21 protein-coding genes are annotated in these 19,581 nt (G+C 73.0%); 12 read left to right on the forward strand and 9 right to left on the reverse strand.

Annotation, left to right across the window (positions count from 1 at the left end; translation table 11 throughout):
• Nucleotides 1-296 precede the first annotated feature (296 nt).
• The 3 genes from AC3EUV_RS32965 to AC3EUV_RS32975 all read left to right on the forward strand — a co-directional run bounded on the left by AC3EUV_RS32965 (nucleotide 297) and on the right by AC3EUV_RS32975 (nucleotide 3,345).
• Nucleotides 297-1,895, forward strand: coding sequence for an ABC-F family ATP-binding cassette domain-containing protein (locus AC3EUV_RS32965; protein ID WP_387246930.1), 1,599 nt, complete (start codon nucleotides 297-299; stop codon nucleotides 1,893-1,895).
• Between the two features lie 335 nt (nucleotides 1,896-2,230).
• Nucleotides 2,231-2,452, forward strand: coding sequence for a helix-turn-helix domain-containing protein (locus AC3EUV_RS32970; protein WP_006606369.1), 222 nt, complete (start codon nucleotides 2,231-2,233; stop codon nucleotides 2,450-2,452).
• A 113-nt stretch (nucleotides 2,453-2,565) separates the two neighbouring features.
• Entirely contained in the window at nucleotides 2,566-3,345 is a 780-nt protein-coding gene (locus AC3EUV_RS32975) for an enoyl-CoA hydratase/isomerase family protein (RefSeq protein ID WP_432146173.1), read from the forward strand.
• 68 nt (nucleotides 3,346-3,413) lie between these two features.
• Here AC3EUV_RS32975 and AC3EUV_RS32980 read toward each other — a convergent pair whose 3' ends face one another.
• Nucleotides 3,414-4,151 carry a hypothetical protein gene (locus AC3EUV_RS32980; protein WP_435604516.1) on the reverse strand — a complete coding sequence of 246 codons (738 nt, stop codon included), beginning with the start codon at nucleotides 4,149-4,151 and terminating at the stop codon, nucleotides 3,414-3,416.
• 220 nt (nucleotides 4,152-4,371) lie between these two features.
• On the opposite strand from AC3EUV_RS32980, the gene AC3EUV_RS32985 reads away from it, so the two are divergent.
• The 5 genes from AC3EUV_RS32985 to amaP are packed head-to-tail and all read left to right on the forward strand — an operon-like array spanning nucleotide 4,372 to nucleotide 6,786.
• Nucleotides 4,372-4,833, forward strand: a complete 462-nt coding sequence (locus AC3EUV_RS32985; protein ID WP_432146175.1) for an Asp23/Gls24 family envelope stress response protein — start codon at nucleotides 4,372-4,374, stop codon at nucleotides 4,831-4,833.
• Nucleotides 4,834-4,869: 36 nt separating this feature from the next.
• Nucleotides 4,870-5,064, forward strand: coding sequence for a hypothetical protein (locus tag AC3EUV_RS32990; RefSeq protein WP_085927247.1), 195 nt, complete (start codon nucleotides 4,870-4,872; stop codon nucleotides 5,062-5,064).
• Nucleotides 5,065-5,070: 6 nt separating this feature from the next.
• Nucleotides 5,071-5,463, forward strand: a complete 393-nt coding sequence (locus tag AC3EUV_RS32995) for a hypothetical protein (RefSeq protein ID WP_432146176.1) — start codon at nucleotides 5,071-5,073, stop codon at nucleotides 5,461-5,463.
• Nucleotides 5,460-6,173, forward strand: coding sequence for a DUF6286 domain-containing protein (locus tag AC3EUV_RS33000; RefSeq protein WP_435604517.1), 714 nt, complete (start codon nucleotides 5,460-5,462; stop codon nucleotides 6,171-6,173). The genes AC3EUV_RS32995 and AC3EUV_RS33000 overlap by 4 nt, the downstream gene beginning before the upstream one ends.
• A gap of 7 nt (nucleotides 6,174-6,180) precedes the next feature.
• Complete coding sequence (gene amaP, locus AC3EUV_RS33005; RefSeq protein WP_432146178.1) at nucleotides 6,181-6,786, forward strand: alkaline shock response membrane anchor protein AmaP; 606 nt, start codon at nucleotides 6,181-6,183, stop codon at nucleotides 6,784-6,786.
• Nucleotides 6,787-6,829: 43 nt separating this feature from the next.
• Here amaP and AC3EUV_RS33010 read toward each other — a convergent pair whose 3' ends face one another.
• The 6 genes from AC3EUV_RS33010 to AC3EUV_RS33035 all read right to left on the reverse strand — a co-directional run bounded on the left by AC3EUV_RS33010 (nucleotide 6,830) and on the right by AC3EUV_RS33035 (nucleotide 12,960).
• Complete coding sequence (locus tag AC3EUV_RS33010; RefSeq protein ID WP_435604518.1) at nucleotides 6,830-7,585, reverse strand: SDR family oxidoreductase; 756 nt, start codon at nucleotides 7,583-7,585, stop codon at nucleotides 6,830-6,832.
• Between the two features lie 5 nt (nucleotides 7,586-7,590).
• Nucleotides 7,591-9,375, reverse strand: a complete 1,785-nt coding sequence (locus tag AC3EUV_RS33015) for a glycoside hydrolase family 15 protein (protein WP_432146180.1) — start codon at nucleotides 9,373-9,375, stop codon at nucleotides 7,591-7,593.
• 55 nt (nucleotides 9,376-9,430) lie between these two features.
• Nucleotides 9,431-10,321, reverse strand: coding sequence for an SURF1 family cytochrome oxidase biogenesis protein (locus AC3EUV_RS33020; RefSeq protein ID WP_435604519.1), 891 nt, complete (start codon nucleotides 10,319-10,321; stop codon nucleotides 9,431-9,433).
• 190 nt (nucleotides 10,322-10,511) lie between these two features.
• The gene (locus AC3EUV_RS33025; RefSeq protein ID WP_006606380.1) at nucleotides 10,512-10,745 is read right to left on the reverse strand and encodes a hypothetical protein; all 234 of its coding nucleotides are present in this window, start codon (nucleotides 10,743-10,745) and stop codon (nucleotides 10,512-10,514) included.
• A 63-nt stretch (nucleotides 10,746-10,808) separates the two neighbouring features.
• Nucleotides 10,809-11,840, reverse strand: coding sequence for a DEDDh family exonuclease (locus tag AC3EUV_RS33030; protein ID WP_432146182.1), 1,032 nt, complete (start codon nucleotides 11,838-11,840; stop codon nucleotides 10,809-10,811).
• A gap of 487 nt (nucleotides 11,841-12,327) precedes the next feature.
• Nucleotides 12,328-12,960 carry a TetR/AcrR family transcriptional regulator gene (locus AC3EUV_RS33035; protein WP_432146183.1) on the reverse strand — a complete coding sequence of 211 codons (633 nt, stop codon included), beginning with the start codon at nucleotides 12,958-12,960 and terminating at the stop codon, nucleotides 12,328-12,330.
• Nucleotides 12,961-13,122: 162 nt separating this feature from the next.
• Between AC3EUV_RS33035 and AC3EUV_RS33040 the strand changes: the two genes are divergently transcribed.
• From AC3EUV_RS33040 to AC3EUV_RS33055, 4 genes are all read left to right on the forward strand, one after another.
• A complete protein-coding gene (locus tag AC3EUV_RS33040) occupies nucleotides 13,123-13,920 on the forward strand; it encodes an acetoacetate decarboxylase family protein (protein WP_435604520.1) in 798 nt (265 codons plus the stop codon).
• A 91-nt stretch (nucleotides 13,921-14,011) separates the two neighbouring features.
• A complete protein-coding gene (locus AC3EUV_RS33045) occupies nucleotides 14,012-14,905 on the forward strand; it encodes an SDR family NAD(P)-dependent oxidoreductase (RefSeq protein ID WP_435604521.1) in 894 nt (297 codons plus the stop codon).
• 13 nt (nucleotides 14,906-14,918) lie between these two features.
• A complete protein-coding gene (locus tag AC3EUV_RS33050) occupies nucleotides 14,919-16,238 on the forward strand; it encodes an amidohydrolase family protein (RefSeq protein WP_435604522.1) in 1,320 nt (439 codons plus the stop codon).
• Nucleotides 16,238-17,467 carry an amidohydrolase family protein gene (locus tag AC3EUV_RS33055; RefSeq protein WP_435604523.1) on the forward strand — a complete coding sequence of 410 codons (1,230 nt, stop codon included), beginning with the start codon at nucleotides 16,238-16,240 and terminating at the stop codon, nucleotides 17,465-17,467. Before AC3EUV_RS33050 ends, AC3EUV_RS33055 begins: the two co-directional genes overlap by 1 nt.
• Nucleotides 17,468-17,595: 128 nt before the next feature.
• Here AC3EUV_RS33055 and AC3EUV_RS33060 read toward each other — a convergent pair whose 3' ends face one another.
• The gene (locus tag AC3EUV_RS33060; protein WP_435604524.1) at nucleotides 17,596-18,831 is read right to left on the reverse strand and encodes a glycosyltransferase; all 1,236 of its coding nucleotides are present in this window, start codon (nucleotides 18,829-18,831) and stop codon (nucleotides 17,596-17,598) included.
• A gap of 207 nt (nucleotides 18,832-19,038) precedes the next feature.
• Complete coding sequence (locus AC3EUV_RS33065) at nucleotides 19,039-19,509, reverse strand: Type 1 glutamine amidotransferase-like domain-containing protein (RefSeq protein WP_435604535.1); 471 nt, start codon at nucleotides 19,507-19,509, stop codon at nucleotides 19,039-19,041.
• Nucleotides 19,510-19,581: the final 72 nt, after the last annotated feature.

Consider the following 19,581-nt stretch of genomic DNA (forward strand, 5'->3'; position numbering starts at 1 on the left):
CAGGCCCGTCACCGCACCCCGACAGCCCCGCGCAGCGGCCCCGCCCGCCGCAGGCGCAACGGCGGGAAAGCCACAAACGTCGGCCGAGGCAAAGCGCAGCGCGAGGGCTCCGCGCAAGCGGGCAACAAACGGCGAGCAACACCCACGGCGGGAAAGCCAAAAACGTGGGAGGAAAAGCACTTGCACAAGACCGTTAGACTGCCCCCATGGCAGTTCTCCCTTGGGTTCATTAGACGGCGTAGCTCGCCCTCGGACCGTCCGTCCAACCCGCCGTCCCTGACCCTGGAGCTTTTCCCGTGATCACCGCCTCCGGCCTTGAGCTGCGCGCCGGCGCCCGCATTCTCATCGAGTCCGCTTCCTTCCGTATCGCCAAGGGCGACCGCATCGGCCTCGTCGGCCGTAACGGTGCCGGCAAGACCACCCTCACCAAGGTGCTGGCGGGCGAGGGCATCCCCGCTTCCGGCACGGTCACCCGCGGTGGCCAGGTCGGCTATCTGCCGCAGGACCCGCGTACCGGCGACCTCGATGTGCTGGCCCGCGACCGCATCCTGTCCGCCCGCGATCTGGACACCGTGCTGCGCAAGATGCGCGAGAACGAGGACCGGATGGCCAACGGCAAGGGCGCCACCCGCGACAAGGCGATGAAGAAGTACGAGCGCCTGGAGACCGAGTTCCTGACCAAGGGCGGGTACGCCGCCGAGGCGGAGGCCGCGACCATCGCCGCCAGCCTCGGTCTGCCCGACCGTATCCTCGGCCAGCCGCTGCACACCCTCTCCGGTGGTCAGCGCCGCCGCGTCGAGCTGGCCCGGATCCTGTTCTCGGACTCCGACGTCCTGCTGCTCGACGAGCCGACCAACCACCTCGACGCCGACTCCATCGTCTGGCTGCGCGACTACCTCAAGACCTACCGCGGCGGCTTCATCGTGATCTCCCACGATGTCGACCTGGTCGAGACCGTCGTGAACAAGGTGTTCTATCTCGACGCCAACCGCTCGCAGATCGACATCTACAACATGGGCTGGAAGCTCTACCAGCAGCAGCGTGAGGCGGACGAGAAGCGCCGCAAGCGCGAGCGGGCGAACGCCGAGAAGAAGGCCGCGGCGCTCAACTCCCAGGCCGACAAGATGCGGGCCAAGGCCACCAAGACCGTCGCCGCGCAGAACATGGCCAAGCGCGCCGACAAGCTGCTGGCCGGCCTGGAGCAGGTGCGGGCCGCCGACAAGGTCGCCAAGCTGCGCTTCCCGGACCCGGCACCGTGCGGCAAGACCCCGCTCACCGCCGAGGGCCTGTCGAAGTCCTACGGCTCGCTGGAGATCTTCACCGACGTCGACCTGGCCATCGACAAGGGCTCCCGGGTCGTCATCCTCGGCCTCAACGGTGCCGGCAAGACCACCCTGCTGCGGCTGCTGGCCGGCGTGGAGACACCGGACACCGGCGAGGTCCGCCCCGGTCACGGCCTCAAGCTCGGCTACTACGCCCAGGAGCACGAGACCCTGGACCCGGACCGCACGGTCCTGGAGAACATGCGGTCCGCCGCCCCGGACATGGACCTGGTCGCCATCCGCAAGACGCTGGGCTCGTTCCTGTTTTCCGGGGACGACGTCGACAAGCCTGCCGGGGTGCTCTCCGGTGGCGAGAAGACCCGGCTCGCCCTGGCCACGCTGGTCGTCTCCTCCGCCAATGTGCTGCTGCTCGACGAGCCCACCAACAACCTCGACCCGGCCAGCCGTGAGGAGATCCTCGGCGCGCTGCACACCTTCACGGGCGCGGTGGTCCTGGTGACGCACGACGAGGGCGCGGTGGACGCGCTGGAGCCGGAGCGCATCATCCTGCTGCCCGACGGCGTCGAGGACCTGTGGGGCCAGGACTACGCGGACCTGGTCGCGCTGGCCTGACCGCGGCGGATGGATCATGCCGTATGGATCATTCGGCCGATGTGTGATCCATCATCTGAGTGAGAACGGCTCGTACACCGGCGAGTCTGCGGCCTACGGCCGGGTCCTTGGGGCCCGGCCGTCGCCTTTTCGGTCGCACCCCACCTGACCTGCCACTTCTCGCGGGCGGCCGGGCGCGGGCGGCCGTCGGCACAGTCGGAATGTGTGATTCCGGCGCGTGCGGCCGGGCGTCCGCCGGCAAACGATGTCGTATCGACCTTGCGGAATGGGTGGCCAGGAAGCCGGGGAGGGGTGATCATGAGAGTCCAGAGCGCACTTCCCACGAGGAGGCACGGGTGGCCGAGACTCTGAAGAAGGGCAGCCGGGTAACCGGCGCCGCGCGCGAGAAGCTCGCGGCAGACCTGAAGAAGAAGTACGACTCCGGTGCGAGCATCCGGGCGCTGGCCGAGGAAACCGGCCGCTCCTATGGATTCGTGCACCGGATGCTCAGCGAATCCGGTGTGGTCCTGCGCGGTCGCGGCGGAGCCACGAGGGGCAAGAAGGCCGCATCGGCCTGACGGCCGCGACTCCGGGTACAGCGGTGTCCCCCCGGTCGGCCGAGCAGTCGACCGGGAGGTTACCGTTCAGTCACTTACGCACGCAGGTGCGGCTGGCTGACTCGGAGGCGCTCATGACTCTGCTCGACAAGGACGGCGTGCGGCTCACCGTGGACGGTGCGATCGCCACGGTGACCCTCGCCAACGCGGCCAAGCGCAACGCGCAGTCGCCGGCCATGTGGCGGGCGCTTGCCGAAGCGGGGTCGCTGCTGCCGGGAAACGTACGGATCGCGGTGCTGCGTGGTGAGGGCAAGTCCTTCTCCGCGGGCCTGGACCGTCAGGCGTTCACGCCCGAAGGCTTCGACGGCGAGCCGTCGTTCATCGATCTGGCGCGCGGCACGGACGACGTACTGGACGCCACGATCGCCGAGTACCAGGAAGCATTCACCTGGTGGCGGCGCACCGACCTGGTGTCCATCGCCGCCGTGCAGGGGCATGCCATCGGTGCCGGCTTCCAGCTGGCGCTCGCCTGCGATCTGCGGGTGGTCGCGCCGGACGTCCAGTTCGCCATGCGCGAGACCAGCCTCGGGCTCGTACCGGACCTGACCGGTACCCACCCCCTGGTCGGGCTGGTGGGCTACGCCCGCGCGCTGGAGATCTGCGCCACCGGGCGCTTCGTACACGCCGAGGAGGCCGAGCGGATCGGCCTCGCCAACCTCGTGGTGCCCGGCGACCAACTCGATGCCACGGTGGCCGACTTGGCGGCGGCGCTCACCGCCGCGCCGCGCGATGCCGTCATCGAGACCAAGGCCCTGCTGGCCGGTGCCGCGGGCCGTACGTACGAGGAGCAGCGCCGCACCGAGCGGGCCGCCCAGGCGCGCCGGCTGCGCGACCTCGCGGGCGTGGGGGAGTAGCACCCCGTACCGCCCGGTTCACCTGCCCGAGCCGCCCGGCCGCGTTCTGCCCCGGCCGGGCCGGCTCATCAGCTCCGGTCCACCGCCGTGACCAGCACCGCGACCGTCGAGACCGCGGGCGGCCCGGCCACCACCGCCTGCCGTACGGCGCAGGCCACATCCAGCGGCCGGTGACCGGGCGCGGTCGCCAGCTGGATCAGCGCATGCCCGTCGGTCAGCCGCACCGGACGGGACGGACCGCCGAGCACCGGCGCCAGCCGGGCCACGCCCGCGACGCCCCGCGCGACGGCGGCGGCACCCGCCGCGCCCTCCTGTGTCGCACCGGTCCGGTCACCCGTCGCGGGCGCGGCGGGCGGCACCTCTCTCTGAGGAGCGGAACCGGCTGACCTGTCCTCCGCCGTGGCCTCGTCCGCTTCCATCAGGCCGGTGACCCGCAGATCCACCACGCCCACCACCAGCCCCAGCCCCTGGATCGACGCCTCCAGCAGCGCCGCGCGCACCTGGTCGGCGAGCACCGGCAGCGGCCGGTCGGCCACCGCGGCGAACTCCGCCTCGATCCGCAGCGGGCCGGGCGGCAGCGCGCTCGGCGGCGCCGGGACCGCCGGTTCCGGGGCGTGGCCGGGGTCGGCGACGGACAGCCGCAGCGAGCCGAGGCGGACACCGGCCGGTGTCCCCGCGGAGGCCCGCAGCGCCCCGGCGGCCGCCTGCTCGGTGATCCACGAGCCGTCCGCAGGCCCGCCGAGCGGCAGCAGCCGGCCGATCCCGAGCTGTGTGCGGACCGTCTGCGCCCACTGGTTCACGGCCACCGCGTCACCCCTTTCCCGGAAGGTCCCCGGACCGTCTCCGGACACGTCCCGGACCACGCCCCCAGCCTGCCGCAGACCCGCCCGCACGGCAGGGCGGTGGGCCCGGTGGCGCCGTATGGAGCACTCGCCTGCCGCATCCCCGGAGCGGGCCGCGGACACCCGGCCTACTGTGGGCAGCGGAGCGGGCGGACCGCTTCTCCCCGCGGAAAGGGATACGGCGATGAGCGAGAGCCAGCAGCACGCAGAGGGGCCCAGGACGCCCGCCAAACGGGGCGGCGGCGACCCCGCGACCCGGGGGCGGACCACCATCGCCGACGGTGTCGTGGAGAAGATCGCCGGTCTGGCGGCCCGGGACGTCATCGGTGTGCATGCCATGGGCAGCGGCCTGGCCCGTACGCTCGGCGCCGTGCGGGACCGGGTGCCCGGCGGCGGCAGGTCCGCGACCGCGACCCGGGGTGTCAAGGCCGAGGTCGGCGAGGTGCAGACCGCGCTGGACCTGGAGATCGTGGTCGACTACGGCGTCGCCATCGCCGATGTCGCACGGTCGGTCCGGGAGAACGTCATCTCCGCCGTGGAGCGGATGACGGGCCTGGAGGTCGTCGAGGTCAATATCGCGGTCAGCGACGTCAAGCTGCCCGACGAGGAAGACGAAGAAGAGGGAGCGGAGCCGCGGCTCCAATAACCGGGCCCGTCCGGAGTGGCAGCGAAGGAGCGCACGATGAGCATGGCCGTGGTCGGCCTCTTGGCCGGCATGGCGCTGGGCTTCGCCGGATACTTCGGCGGCTTCGGCGCCTTTGTCCTGGTGGCGGCGCTGGGCGCGATCGGGTTCGTGGCCGGCAGGTTCCTCGACGGGGACCTGGAGGCCGGCGATTTCTTCCGTCCGCGCGGCGGCGACCGCGACCGGCGGCGGTGAAGCCGGGTGGCGACGGTGTCCCCGCCCGCCGCTGCCACCGCCGTACCGGCGGGTGAGCGGGGCGCGACCAGAATCGCGGACCGGGTGGTGGCGAAGATCGCCGCACGGGCCGCCCGGGAGGCGCTGCGTGCGGAGTCCCCGCACGCCCGCACGGACGCCCATGCGACGGTGACCGTGCACCGCCGCGAGGACCACCTGCACTTCGGAGAGGCGCGGCTGCGGATCGCCGTGGAGCTGGGCTACCCCTCCGACATCGGCGGACAGTGCCGGGTGGTGCGCCGCCGGGTCACCGAGCGGGTGACGGAGCTGGCGAACATGACGGTGCCCGAGGTCGCGGTGGAGGTCGAGCGGCTGCACTCCCCGCTGCTGGACCGTACGGACCGCGGGAGGGTGCGATGAGCGACGAGGACGAGGAGCGGTCCGATACCCGGCGGCTGCCCACGCTCGACAAGACGCCGGACGGGGCGGGCGGGACGGGCGGGACGGACGGGGTGGACAGGACGGGCGGGGCGGACGGGGCGACACCGTCCGGTGCGGACACCGCGGCCACCGGCACCGCCGACCATGACCGAGTGCGGCGCTTCCGGTCGGCCCGGCGGGTGCCGGCCGCCCTGGTCGCGCTGGTGCTGCTGGCCGCCGCGGGCCTGTTGCTCTACGACGTGGTCTCGGTGCGCGCCAACCGCCCCGCGATGACCTGGCGCCGTTGGCTGGCCCGCGAACTGGGCACCCGTCACCTCGACAACCCCTGGATCCTGGCCCCCGCCGCGCTGGCCATGGTGCTCGGCATCTGGCTCGTCGTCACGGCCGTCACGCCCGGACTGCGCCAGGTGCTGCCGATGCGGCCGGCGGCACCGGACATCCGGGCCGGGCTGGACCGCGCGGCCGCCGCGCTGGTGCTGCGCGACCGGGCCATGGAGGTCGCCGGTGTGCAGTCCGTACGGGTGGCCGTCAGCTGCCGTAAGGCCAAGACGCACGCCGTCTCGCACTTCCGCGAACTGGACGAGGTCCGCGCCGACCTCGACACCTCGCTCGGCGAGGGGCTGCGGCAGCTGGGCCTGGCGCACGAACTCCGCCTGACCGTGGACGTCCGGCGCCCGAAGAAGAGGTGAGCGAGCGATGCGCAGGGTCCGCGGAAGGGTCAACCGGGTGCTGCTCGGTCTGATCGGTGTGGTGCTGTTCGGCGTGGGCGGCCTGGTGCTGCTCGGCGGCCTCGATCTGCCCGCGAAATGGCACCTCGGACTGCCCGCCGGCTGGCCCTGGTCCCGTCCGGACCAGGTGCTGCTCTCCGTACGGCAGCGCACCCGCTGGACGGACCAGGGCTGGTGGTGGCCCGTCGTCATCGCCGCGCTCGCCGTCTTCCTGCTGCTGGTGCTGTGGTGGCTGCTGACCCAGCTCCGGCGGCACCGGATGAACGAGATCCTCGTCGACAGCGGCGACGGCGAGGGCGCCCAGCTGCGCGGCCGGGCGCTGGAGGCCGCCCTGACGGCCGAATCGGAGGCGCTGGAGGGCGTCGACGGGGCCGGTGTGCTGCTGACCGGCCGCCGGGGCGAACCGCATGTCCGGGCCGTGCTGGCGCTCGCCCCGCACGCCGACCCGGGGACCGTCGTCCGGCGGCTGTCGGACGAGGCGGTGGCGCACGCCCGCCGCTCGGCCGGGCTGGACCGGCTGCCGGCCGAGGTCCGGCTGCGCCCGGTCAAGCACCGGCCCGAGCGGGTCAGTTAGGGCCTCCGGACGACCGGCCCGGGGCCGCCGTCCGCCCGGTGCGTCAGAACCCGTGCCGGGCCCCGCCGTCCACCGGCACCATCACGCCGTTGATGTACGACGCGGCCGGCGACAGCAGGAAGGCCGCGGTCCGGCCGAACTCCTCCGGCAGGCCGTAGCGGCCCAGCGGGATCGCGGCGCAGTTGCGGGCGCGGGACCCCTCGGGGTCGCCGGAGCGCGCGTCGAGCTGGGTCATCCGGTCGGTGGCGATCCGGCCGGGCAGGACGCCGAGCACCCGGATGCCGCGCGGCCCCAGCTCGTTGGCGAGCGACTTGGCGAAACCGGCGAGACCGGGGCGGAGCCCGTTGGAGATGGTCAGTCCGCCGATCGGCTCGTACACCGAGCCGGACAGCACAAAACCGATCACCCCGCCCTCGGGCAGCTCGGCGGCGGCCGCGCGGGCCAGCCGTACCGCGCCGAGGAAGACCGACTCGAAGGCCGACTGCCACTGGGCGTCGGTGTTGTCGGCGGCGGTGCCGGGTGCCGGGCCGCCCACGCTGATGAGCACTCCGTCCAGCCGGCCGAAGCGTTCCCGGGCCGCGGCCAGCAGGCGGCCGGGGGTCTCCGGGTCGGCGTTGTCGGCCGCGAGGCCCAGGGCCCGCTCGCCGAGCGAGGCGGCCGCCGCGGCCGCGCTCTCCTCGGTGCGTCCGGTCAGCACGACCCGGGCGCCTTCGGCGACCAGTTCACGGGCGGTGGCGAAGCCGAGGCCACGGGTCGCCCCGGTGACGAGGTACGTCCGGTCGGTGAGTCCTAGATCCATGGGCCCTAGTGTGCCCGTGCCCCGTCCTGGAGACCGAAGGCGGTCCCCACCAGGCCGATATGGCTGAAGGCCTGCGGGAAGTTGCCCAGCTGGCGCCGGGCGGCCGGGTCGTACTCCTCGGACAGCAGCCCCACGTCGTTGCGCAGGCCCAGCAGCCGTTCGAACATCTCCTGGGCCTCGGCCCGCCGGCCGCTCAGCTGCAAGGCGTCGACGAGCCAGAACGAGCAGGCCAGGAAGGTGCCTTCGCCGCCCGGCAGCCCGTCGACCGAGACGCCCTCGGTGCTGTAACGGCGTACCAGACCGTCGTGCGTCAGCTCCCGGCGCACCGTGTCGATGGTGCTCAGGACCCGCGGATCGTCCCCCGGCAGAAAGCCGACCCGGGGGATCAGCAGGGTCGCGGCGTCCAGTTCGCTGGAGCCGTAGAACTGGGTGAAGGTGCCGCGGTCGGCGTCATAGCCGCGCTCGCACACCTCGCGGCGGACCTCGTCGCGCATCGCCCGCCAGCGGTCGGCGTCCCCGCCGAACCTCGGATACGTCTCGATCGCCCGCACCGCCCGGTCGGCCGCGACCCAGGCCATGACCTTGGAGTGCACGAAGTGTCGGCGCGGCCCGCGGATCTCCCACAGCCCCTCGTCGGGGTCGCGCCAGGTGGACTCCAGATAGTCCACCAGCGCCCGCTGGATGCTCCAGGCGTGCTGCTCGGCGGGCAGCCCGGCCGAGCGGGCGATGTGGAAGGAGTCGAGGACCTCGCCGTAGACATCGAGCTGACGCTGTTCGACGGCGGCGTTGCCGATGCGTACGGGCGCGGAGTCGCCGTACCCGGTCAGCCACGGCACCTCGGCCTCCGGCAGCCGCCGCTCACCGGCCAGCCCGTACATGATCTGAAGGTCGTCGGGGGCGCCGGCCACCGCGCGCAGCAGCCAGTCCCGCCAGGCGCCGGCCTCGTCCAGATATCCGGCGGAGAGCAGGCAGTTCAGGGTGAGGCTGGCGTCGCGCAGCCAGCAGTAGCGGTAGTCCCAGTTGCGGACGCCGCCCAGCTCCTCGGGCAGCGAGGTGGTGGGGGCCGCCACGATGCCGCCGGTGGGCGCGTAGGTGAGGGCCTTGAGGGTGATCAGCGAGCGCATCACGGCCTCGCGGTACGGCCCCTTGTAGCGGCAGCGCGCGGACCAGGCGTGCCAGTCGTCCAGGGCGTCCTGGAGCGCCGTGAACGGTTCGATCTGGGTCGGCCGGGGCTCGTGCGAGGGGTGCCAGGTCAGCACGAACGCGGCGCGCTCGCCCGCGGCGACGGTGAAGTCCGAACGGGTGCTGAAGTCCTTGCCGTAGGTGGTGCTTTGGGCCGGGGTGCGCAGCCACACCGAGTCCGGTCCGGCGATCGCCACCCGGCAGCCCTCGGTGGCGCGCACCCAGGGCACCACCCGCCCGTAGTCGAACCGCAGCCGCAGCACCCCGCGCATCTCGACGCTGCCGCTGAGGCCCTCGACGATCCGTACGAGGTCCGGCGCCCGGTCGCGCTGCGGCATGAAGTCGGTGACCCGGACGCTGCCGGTGGGGGTCTCCCAGACGGTGTCGAGGATCAGCGAGTCGCCGCGGTAGGAGCGCTGGGCGCGGGCGTCGGGGGAGCAGGGGGCGAGCCCCCAGTGGCCGTTGTCCTTGCCGCCGAGGAGGGCGGCGAAACAGGCGCCGGAGTCGAAGCGCGGCAGGCACAGCCAGTCGATGGACCCGTCGCGGCCGACGAGTGCGGCGGTCTGAAGATCGCCGATGAGCGCATAGTCCTCGATACGTGGGTGCACTCAGCGCCCCTTCCCGCCCGGAGGGTGCGCTACGCGGCGGTGACGGCTGTCCGGGTTACGGGTTGGCCGGGGCCGGCGCCGCCTCGTCGCCGGCGGCCTCGGTCTCCCCGGAACCGGCGGCTTCCTCGGCTTGCCCGCCGTCGCCCGCGGCCGCGGCGGCCTCGGCCTCCCGGGCCTCTTCGGCCTCCTTGGCGGCGGCCGCCGCCCGGTCGCGGCGCTCACGGCGGACGAGGACGATCCAGCCGACCGGCACCGCGGCGGCGAACAGCCACCACTGGACGGCGTAGGCCATGTGCGGGCCGATGGAGTCGTGGTCCGGCTCGGGGACCAGCTCAGGGGTGTCGCCGGCCGGCTTGGGCGCGGTCTGCTCGATATAGCCGCCGAGCATCGTCCGGCCGGTCCGCTTCGCCTGCTCCGCGCTGTTGATCAGCATGACCTGGCGGGCGGGCAGGCCCCTGGTGTCCTTGATGCCGCTGGCGGCGGTGGTCTCGTCGGCCATCATCCGGCCGGTGACGGTGACCTTGCCCCGGGGGGCGGCCGGGACGTCCGGGAACTTGGTGAGGTCGTTGCCGGCCGAGACCCAGCCGCGGTTGACCAGCACGGCCCGGCCGTCGCCGAGGACCAGCGGGGTCACCACGTAATAGCCGATGCTCTGCTCGTCGGCGGCGGTGCGCTGGCGGACCACGACCTCGTGGGCCGTGTCGTAGGTGCCGGTGGCGGTGACCGTGCGCCACATGTCGCGCCGGGGCAGCTCCCGGCCGGGTGCGGTCAGCGCGGAGACCGGAACCGCGTCGGCGGCCAGGCTGCGCGCGATCAGCTGGTTCTGCGCCACCTTGTGCTGATGGCGGTGGAACTGCCAGTAGCCCAGCTTGATCATGACGGGGATCAGCACAAGACCAAGGAGGGTGAGGATCACCCACTGCCGGGACAACAGGAAGCGGTACACGGCTTCGACGGTACCTGGGGCGCCGGAGCCGCCGAGCCGGGGGTCCCCCTGGGGGTACCGCCCGGCGTCCGCCGGGGGAGGCGGCCGGGAGCCGGCCGGGCCCGCCGTGCCGGTCCGGGTGGCCGCCCTGGTGGCCGCCTTGGTGGCCGTCCCCGGTACAGACCCGGTACAGACCCGCTTCGGACTCGGTTCAGACCCGGTCGACGATGCCCACTCTGCCGTCCGAGCGGGCGCAGTGCGCGCCGCAGTACCACTTCTGGTCGGCCTCGACGCCCTGCCCGATGATCTGGCAGCGGCAGTGCTCACAGATCGGCGCCATGCGGTGGATGGCGCAGGCGAAACAGTCGAAGACGTGCACCGCGCCCTGCGCGTGCACCTCGAACGTCATGCCGTATTCGTTTCCGCAGACCTCACAACGTGCCATGCGCCACAGCGTGCGGGCGCCACCCGCGCGCGGCGCGGTGCCGACGGGTGTGTTGGGCGGGCTTCACCCGGACGCAGGCGCCGGGGCCACGTCCTGGAGCAGCTGCATGAAGGCCGCCTCGTCGATGACGACCGTGCCGAACGAGGCGGCCTTGGCGGTCTTTGAGGTCCGGGCGTCGGGGTCGTTGGTCACCAGCAGGCTGGTCAGCCGGGACAGGCTCGTGGCGACATGCAGCCCCGCCTCGATCGCCCGGTCCTCCAGCAGCTCACGGTCCACGGAGGTGTCACCCGAGAAGGCGACCCGCATCCCCTGGACCAGCCGGCCGCCGGACTCGTAACGCCCCGGGTTGGGGTACGGGCACGCCGGGCGCTTACGGGACGGCCGCCAGGACGTGGGGCGGTAGGACGAGGCGGCGGCACGCTGCCGGGGCGCGGGGGTGTCCGACCACTCCGTCAGCGGCTGGCAGCTGAGTAGCGGCAGCCGCAGATTCTCCTGCGCGGCGCGCCGCAGGCTGGGACGGAACGCCTCGGCCAGCACCCGGGCGTCGTCCAGCGCGTGGTGGGCGCGCTCCTGCACCACGCCGTAATGGGCGGCGAGGGACTCCAGCTTGTGGTTGGGCAGCGGCAGCCGCAGTTCCTTGGACAGGGCGATGGTGCACAGCCGCTGCTGCACCGGGGCGGTCGCCGCGGCGCGGGCGTACTCGCGGGCGATCATCGACCAGTCGAACATGGCGTTGTGCGCGACCAGCACCCGGTCCGCCAGGCGCCGGGACAGCTCCGGGACGATCTCCGGGAAGAGCGGGGCATCGGCGAGCACGGTGCTCGTGAGCCCGTGGATCCAGACCGGCCCTGGGTCCCGCTGCGGATTGACGAGTGTGTACCAGTGGTCCTGGACGTCGCCCTGGGCGTCGAGTTGATACACGGCTGCCGAGATGATCCGGTCGTCGCGGGCCAGGCCCGTGGTCTCGACGTCGACCACCGCGTATCCCTGCGGATACGCGGACGGCCAGGGAGCCGGCGGCGTCTGCGGGCCCGGCTGCTGCCCGATCTTCGGCGCGATCGGGTCGGCGGCTGCTGCCATGCGGTCTTCGAGCATGGTCACTGAGGATACGGGCCACCACTGACAGCCACCGAACCGCATCGGATCACCTCGGAGGGACACAGACCTGGCGCCCCCGCAGTTTGCGGGTGGGCGGGGGAGTTGACGGGGTGTGGGGGTGCTCACCTGACCCGCCCACCCCCCGAAGGGGGGTGGGCGGCGGGGAAAAAACAGCAGGCTGCGCGGCGGGGAAAAAACAGCAGGCCCTAGAGGGAGCGCGGGAAGGGGGCCTGCCCCAGGAGCGGAGGCGCCCCAGAAAGTGGACCCGCCCCAAGACGGCGGACCTGCCCGGGGGAAGGAAGTCAGCCACCCGGAACGGCCGAACAACACCCCCTGGAGAAAGGGGGCATATAGAAATCCCCGGAAGGAAGCAGGCAAAACACCCTCCCTCCGTGCCTTGGTGAGAACCACACGAACGGGCGGCTCGGCCCGCCCGAGTGCCGCCACGCGAAGCCCAGCCGCGGGCGAGGCCCCGAGCCGCAAGTCAGGAGCCGGCCACCCCAGCGGAGACCAGTGAGCTGACCAGCGCCTCCAACGAGACGGTGAACAGCCGGCCGGTGTCGGCCGGGCCGGCCAGGGCGCGGGCCAGGGCCGGATCGTGCTCGGCGGTGGGGGAGTCCCACAGCTCGCCCTCGCTCGGATGTTGTTCGGGGGACCGCTCGCGGTTGCGCTCGACCAGGACGAAGCCGACGACCTGGAACTGGACCGCCCGCACCGCCTCGGCGGCCGTCTCGCCGCGCAGCCCGGCGGCGTGCATCTCATGAACCAGTGCTTGCTGCGCGGGCAGGAACATCCGTTCCGTCAGGCCGCGTTCGTGCACCATCGCGATCAGCTGCGGGCGCTCGCGCAGCGCCGAGTGCAGTGCGCGGGCGACCGACACGATGCGGGCGTGCGGGGTGTCCCCGGTGGGGTGGATCTCGCCCATCTCCCGGACGGTGCGTTCGACGAGGGCGTCCAGCAGCGACTCGCGGTTGCCGACGTGCCAGTAGATGGAGGTGACGGCGGTGCCCAGTTCCGTGGCGAGGCGGCGCATGGTCAGCGCGCCGGGGCCGTCCGCCCGCACCAGCCGGGCGGCGGCCGTCAGCACCTCTTCGCCGGTCAGCGCGGTACGTGTCATGTTCCCCCACTGTTCCCATCCGCCGATCGCTCAACTATCGGTCGACTATCGCTCAACTCCCGTGCGTACACGACCCTTTACCCTTCATCCCGCTCGGTGTAACAGTGTTACAGACGCCTCGCACGACCCCCGCAAGTCACCGACGACGATGGGTGGTACGCCATGGCACGCATACGCTACGGAGCACGCACCGCGGCGGAGATCACCGCGGCGCGCACCGCGAGCTCCACGTTCCCCGAGATCTGGTCCACCGGTGTGGTCGCCGTGTGGGAGAGCGACCCGGACGCGGTCGCGGCCGTGCTGCCGCCGCCCCTCGAACCCACCGGGCGCCCGCTGGTCCGGGCCACCATCAGCAAGGTCGAGCTGCCCGGTTACCCCCTGGGCGCCGGCTCGGTCGCCGTCGCCGCCGCCCATCGCGGCGTCGAGGGCTGGTATCCGCTCGTGATGCCGATGACCCACGAGCGGGCCCTGACCGGCGGGCGGGAGGTCTTCGGCGAACCCAAGAAACTGGGAGAGGTCACCGTCGAGCGCGACGGCCCGGTGGTGCGCGCCGCGCTCGCCCGGCACGGCATCGCCTTCGTCGAGGTACGCGGCGCGGTGAGCGGACCGCTGCCGGTCCCCGAGCCGGTCCGGAAGACCGACTTCTACTTCAAGTTCCTGCCCGCCGTGGACGGTTCGGGCTTCGACCTCGACCCGGTGCTGGTGCACTGCCTGCGCCACGAGAAGGTCCGCAGGCTGGAGCGGATCACCGGCGATGTCGTCCTGCGCGAGTCGATGTACGACCCCGTCGCCGACCTCCCCGTCCACACCCTCGTCGAGCTCACTCTCGGCGAGAAGACCACCGACCAGCAGGGCCGGGTCGTCGAGCGGGTGAGCGCCGAGTCCCTGCTGCCGTACATCCACCAGCGCTACGACGATCCGCAGCAGGTCCTCGACGGTCCGCCCGAGGGGAGCGACTGATGCCGCTGCTGCCTGGAGAACCCAGAGAACAACGCCGAGCCCCCCGGCCCGAGAAGCGGTCGGCCCGAGCGGCACGGAGAGGGGAGCGGGCATGGAGCTGACAGCGGGACAGGTCGCGGTCGTCACCGGCGCCGCGAGCGGCATCGGCCTGGCCATGGCGCGCCGCTTCGCCGCGGAGGGGCTGCGGGTGGTGCTCGCGGACGTCGAGGAGGAGCCGCTGCGGGCCGCCGCCGACGAGCTGACCGCGGACGGCGCCCAGGTCCTGGCGCGCACCGTGGATGTCGGGGTGCGCGCCGAGGTCGTCGCCCTCGCGGATGCCGCGTACGACACCTTCGGCGCCGTCCATCTGCTGTGCAACAACGCGGGGGTGGGCTCCGGCGCCGAGGGGCGGATGTGGGAACACGAGCCCAACGACTGGGCCTGGGCGTTCGCGGTGAACGTCTGGGGCGTCTTCCACGGCATCCAGTGCTTCGTTCCCCGGATGCTGGCGGGCGGCGGCCCCGGCCATGTCGTCAACACCTCCTCGACGGACGGCGGCGTCGCCCCGCTGCCCACCGCGTCCGTCTACGCCGTCACCAAGGCGGCCGTGGTGACCATGACCGAATCGCTCTACGCCCACCTCAGGGCCGAGCGCGCCCCCATCGGCGCCTCGGTGCTCTTCCCCGGCCCGCACATGCTCCGCACCGGCCTGTGGGAGTCGCACCGCAACCGGCCCGCGCGCTACGCCAAGTCCCGGCCGCGCCGTACGCCGTACCGCAGCCTGGCGCAGTGGGAAGCGGCGATGAAGGAGGCCGGGCAGGAGGTCGCCTTCACCCCCGTCGAGGACGTCGCCGCGCAGGTCGTGGACGGCGTCCGGGCGGACCGCTTCTGGCTGCTGCCGCCCGCCGCGCACACCGACGCGCAGATCCGGGCGCGGTCCGCCTCGATGCTCGGCCGCACCGCGCCCGACTACCTGGAGCACTTCATCCTCGACCCGGACGACTGAGGGAGGTCCCGCCATGACGGACCCAGACCCCGCGGACCGGCCGGACACCCGTCCCGGCCCGGACGATCCGTACCTGATCATCTCCTCCGACTGCCACGCCGGGCTCCCCACCGAGGAGTACCGCCCCTACCTGGAGGCCCGTTTCCACCGCGACTTCGACACCTTCCTCGGCGAACGGGACGCCCGCCGCGCGGCGGCCACCCGCCTCGGAATCCGCAACGAGGAATTCGCCGCGCGGTGGTTCCAGGACCACGAGGAGGGCCTGCGCGGCGGCTGGGACCCCGCACAGCGCCTGAAGGAACTCGACGGCGACGGGGTGGCGGCGGAGGTCGTCTTCCCGGACGCGGACGCCGTCGACAGCGGCACCGCGGCCCCCTTCGGCGTCGGCCTCGGCCTCTCCGGCGACCAGGACCCGGACCTCGGCATGGCGGGCGCCCAGGCCCACAACCGCTGGCTCGCCGACTTCGTCTCCGGGCACCCCGAACGGCACTGCGGGGTGGCCCTGTTGCCGGTCACCGCCGACACCGGCCGGGTCGTGGCCGAGATCTACCGCGCCAAGGAATCCGGGCTCGGCGCCCTGATGATCCCGTCCATGTGGGTCGACAAGGAGCCGTACCACGACCGCCGTTACGACCCGGTGTGGGCGGCGGCCGCCGAATGCGCGATGCCGGTGCTGACCCACTCCGGGGCCGCACCCCGCCACGAGTACGGCGACCACCTCGGGATCTATGTCTCCGAGGTGACCTGGTGGCCCGCGCGCCCCCTGTGGTTCCTGCTCTGGTCCGGGGTCTTCGAACGCCATCCCGGCCTGCGCTTCGGCGTCGCCGAGTCCGGCTGCTGGTGGCTGCCCAACCTGCTGTGGTTCATGGACCGGCTCTACCTGGGCGCGCACGGCGGCAAGAAGCTCTCCCCGTTCGCCGCCCTCACGCGTCCGCCGCACGAGTACCTGGACCGGCAGGTCTTCGTCTGCGCCACCAACACCAAACGCCGGGAACTCGCCCAGCGTTACGAGATCGGCGTCGACAACATCCTCTGGGGCAGCGACTTCCCGCACCCCGAAGGCACCTGGCCGGACACCCGTGCCTGGCTGACGAAGACCTTCCATGACATTCCGGTCGCCGAGACCCGCCGCATGCTCGGGCTGTCCGCCGCCGAGGCGTTCGGCTTCGACACCGCGCGGCTGGCCCCGCTGGCCCGCCGTATCGGCCCCACCCCGGCCGAGCTCGGCCAGAGCGCCGACCAGCCGGCGGTCGAGGCCGCCTGGGCCCGCTCCCGCGAGGTGGGCCGCCACTGGCTGACCGACCACGACTTCCCGGTACTGGGGGCGCAGTGATGACCGACGACCGCTACACCGTGATCTCCGCCGACTGCCACGCCGGTGCCGACCTCCTCGACTACCGGCCCTACTTGGAGTCCCGCTACCACGAGGACTTCGACGCCTGGGCGGCCTCCTACGTCAACCCGCACGAGGACCTGCTCGCCGACACCGCCGACCGCAACTGGAACTCCGCCCGCCGGCTGGCCGAACTGGAGGCCGACGGCATCGTCGCCGAGGTCGTCTTCCCGAACACCATCCCGCCGTTCTTCCCCAGCGCCGCCCTCATGGCCCCCGCGCCCACCCGCACGGACGCCGAGCAGCGCTGGGCGGGCCTGCGCGCCCACAACCGCTGGCTCGCCGACTTCTGCGCCGAGGCCCCCGGCCGCCGGGCCGGCGTCGCCCAGATCCTCCTCAACGATGTCGACGAGGCCGTACGGGAGGTCCGCCGTACCAAGGAAGCCGGCCTCACCGGCGGCATCATGCTCCCCGGCACCCCGCCCGGCTCCGGCCTCCCCGAACTCCACTCCACGTACTACGACCCCCTCTGGGCGGTCTGCGCGGAACTGGACGTGCCGGTGAACCACCACGGCGGCTCGGCCTCCCCGCCGCTCGGCGACGAACCCGCCGCCCGCGCCGTGTTCATGGTCGAGACGACCTGGTTCTCCCACCGGGCCCTGTGGCACCTGATCTTCGGCGGCGTCTTCCACCGCCATCCCGGCCTCCGGCTGGTCCTCACCGAACAGGGGTCCGGCTGGATCCCCGGCGTCCTGGACATGCTGGACTACTACCACGGGCGGCTGGTCGCGGCCGCGTCCCGGGCCGCCACCGCCGAGGCCAAGTTCGGCGTCGGCCTGGCCGCGGCCATGGGCGACTCCCCGGCCGGAATCTGGCGCGACCACTGCTTCGTGGGCGCCAGCTTCATGCGCCCGCACGAGGTCCCGCTGCGCCACCGCATCGGCCTCGACAAGATCATGTGGGGCAGCGACTACCCCCACGACGAAGGCACCCACCCCCACTCCCGCGAGGCCCTCCGCCTCGCCTACGCGGACGTCCCGGCCGACGAGACCGCCGCCATGCTCGGCACCAACGCCGCCCGGGTCTACGGCTTCGACCTCGCCCGCCTCGCCCCTCTCGCCGCCCGCGTCGGCCCCAGGATCGCCGATATCGCCGAGCCCCTGGAGAAGATCCCCCCGGACGCCACCAGCCCGGCGTTCGCCCGGGGCGGGTCGGTGCGGGTGTGGTGAGGGGGCGAGTGGCCGCACGACGGCCGCGGGGCGCCCCGCCGGCCAGGCCCTGAGGACTCCTCACCCCATGCCGCTCGAAGCCGGCGCGGTCCGTCCCCGCCGGTTCCTGGCTCAGCGCTTCCGGTGGTTCACAAGGACCCGGGCGGGCCTCCCCGGCCGGCCGCGTCGAGCAGCAGTTGCGCGGCCAGCGTCGCCCCGTCGGTGCGGATCGTGCCGGCCACGGCCCTTGCTCGTGCCCCGGTCTCCGGGGCCAGGGCCGTGCTGAGCGCGGCGGACAGGGAGCCGGCGGTCGGGGCCGGGCCGTCGTGTGCCGCGCCGATGCCCAACTCGGCCACCCGGGCGGCCCAGTGCGGCTGGTCCGCGATCTGGGGCACCACGACCTGAGGCGCACCGGCCCGGGCGGCCGTCGTCGTGGTGCCCGCGCCGCCGTGGTGCACGACGGCGGCCACCCGGGCGAACAGCGCCTGCTGGTTCACCTCGCCCACGACGAAGCAGTCGTCCCGCTCGTCGATCCGGGCCAGCCCCGCCCAGCCGCGGGCGAGGAGGACGCGGTACCCCTGGGCGCGGACCGCCTCGACGGCCACCCGGGCGAGGTCCTTCGAGGTGTGCAGGGCCATGCTGCCGAAGCCCACGTACACCGGCGGTTCACCGGCGTCCAGGAACGCCTCCAGGCCGTCCGGGAGGGGGCGTTCGTCCGGCAGGATCCACGCCCCGGTCTGCACCAGGTCGAGCTCCGTCATCTCCTGCCACGGCCCCAGCACCGGGTCCGCCGCCAGCCACGGCCGGCCGGTGAGGACATGGTCACGGACGTTGTCCACCGGCGGCAGGCCGATCGCCGCCCGGTGACGGTTGAGCGCCTCCCCGTACAACGCGTTCACGCGCTGGGCGTCCTGCTCCCACAGCACCTTGAGGTCGGTCTCCTCCTGCGGCGACGGCGTGCCCGGCCGCGCCCCTGGACGGAAGTGCCGCGAGGGCAGCCCGAACGGATGGAAACACGCGAGCACGTAGGGGATGCCCAGCTTCTCGGCCACATCCCGGGCGCCGGCCGGCATCAGGCCGGTCGCAAGGAGCGCGTCACACCCGTCGGCCGCCGCGCTGAGCGTCTCGAACCGCGCGGCGACCAACTCGGGCGCGAGCCGGAACGCGTCCTGCGCCGTCGGCGGCCGCTCCCCGGTCACCACCGAGCGCACCGACGGGCCGAGCGGCACCAGCTCCACGCCGACACCGGCCAGCAGCGCCGCGAACTCCTCGTCCGGCGGCGCACACACGCGTGCCTCCGCCCCGAATTCCCGCAGCCGCACCGCCAGCGCGGCCAGCGGTTCGACGTCCCCGCGCGACCCCCATGCCGACAACACCACACGCATAGCGCAAATCCCCCATTTCCCCAGGTTCTGGTTTCGGCCGCCCATCTTGCGGCACGACCCGGGTCTTGCCGCAAGCCCCCTGGTGCGCTATAGGTTGAGAGTGGCAGGGAGGTGAACCTCCTTGCCTTTGTTGTGTGTCGTCCGCTCCGGCCGGGCCGCCTCCTTCGCGACGCGGCGGCCGCAGTGGAGCGGCCTCTGTGCGAGGCCCTATGCCCCCAGCAGTCGCGCCGGCCGTGCCTCCTCCGTCACCGCGCCGTCCGCGTCGACGCTCACCCGGCGGAGGGCGGCCCCCGGCTTCCGGCTGACCACCTCCACCAGGTGGCCGTCGGTGAACACCCCCGCGGCGCCGTCATCGACCGCCCAGCCCCCGGGTAGCGCACGGTTCTTGACCGCCGCCAGATAGCCGGGCCGCCGCTCCGGCTCGCTGTCGTAGTGCGGGCACAGACTGCCCGGCAGCAGCCCCAGCCCGTCGGCGAGCGGCGCCGGCGGACCGAAGGAGTCGGAGAACGCGGACTCGAACCAGCAGCACGCCCCGGCACTGATGCCGCACAGCAGCACCCCGGACGCGTAGGCCTCGCGCAGGATGGAGTCCAGGCTGTGCGTCCGCCAGACGGCGAGCATGTTGGCGGCCTCGTTTCCGGTCGTGAGGGGGTGCCGGCGGCGGACGATGCGGCCCAGCTGACGGCACGTCTTACATACTTCTCAGTAACAACCCCTAGCGGCACGCCCGTCAACGCCTTTATGGTGCGG

Source organism: Streptomyces sp. bgisy130 (assembly GCF_057708345.1).

What these genes read in the sequence shown, in the direction of transcription:
- AC3EUV_RS32975 (WP_432146173.1), top strand. Translation starts at nt 2,566, where the DNA reads ATGACTCTGCTCGACAAGGACGGCGTGCGGCTCACCGTGGACGGTGCG.
- AC3EUV_RS32985 (WP_432146175.1), top strand. Translation starts at nt 4,372, where the DNA reads ATGAGCGAGAGCCAGCAGCACGCAGAGGGGCCCAGGACGCCCGCCAAA.
- AC3EUV_RS32990 (WP_085927247.1), top strand. Translation starts at nt 4,870, where the DNA reads ATGAGCATGGCCGTGGTCGGCCTCTTGGCCGGCATGGCGCTGGGCTTC.
- AC3EUV_RS33000 (WP_435604517.1), top strand. Translation starts at nt 5,460, where the DNA reads ATGAGCGACGAGGACGAGGAGCGGTCCGATACCCGGCGGCTGCCCACG.
- amaP (WP_432146178.1), top strand. Translation starts at nt 6,181, where the DNA reads ATGCGCAGGGTCCGCGGAAGGGTCAACCGGGTGCTGCTCGGTCTGATC.
- AC3EUV_RS33010 (WP_435604518.1), bottom strand. Translation starts at nt 7,585, where the DNA reads ATGGATCTAGGACTCACCGACCGGACGTACCTCGTCACCGGGGCGACC.
- AC3EUV_RS33025 (WP_006606380.1), bottom strand. Translation starts at nt 10,745, where the DNA reads ATGGCACGTTGTGAGGTCTGCGGAAACGAATACGGCATGACGTTCGAG.
- AC3EUV_RS33030 (WP_432146182.1), bottom strand. Translation starts at nt 11,840, where the DNA reads ATGCTCGAAGACCGCATGGCAGCAGCCGCCGACCCGATCGCGCCGAAG.
- AC3EUV_RS33035 (WP_432146183.1), bottom strand. Translation starts at nt 12,960, where the DNA reads ATGACACGTACCGCGCTGACCGGCGAAGAGGTGCTGACGGCCGCCGCC.
- AC3EUV_RS33040 (WP_435604520.1), top strand. Translation starts at nt 13,123, where the DNA reads ATGGCACGCATACGCTACGGAGCACGCACCGCGGCGGAGATCACCGCG.
- AC3EUV_RS33045 (WP_435604521.1), top strand. Translation starts at nt 14,012, where the DNA reads ATGGAGCTGACAGCGGGACAGGTCGCGGTCGTCACCGGCGCCGCGAGC.
- AC3EUV_RS33050 (WP_435604522.1), top strand. Translation starts at nt 14,919, where the DNA reads ATGACGGACCCAGACCCCGCGGACCGGCCGGACACCCGTCCCGGCCCG.
- AC3EUV_RS33055 (WP_435604523.1), top strand. Translation starts at nt 16,238, where the DNA reads ATGACCGACGACCGCTACACCGTGATCTCCGCCGACTGCCACGCCGGT.
- AC3EUV_RS33060 (WP_435604524.1), bottom strand. Translation starts at nt 18,831, where the DNA reads ATGCGTGTGGTGTTGTCGGCATGGGGGTCGCGCGGGGACGTCGAACCG.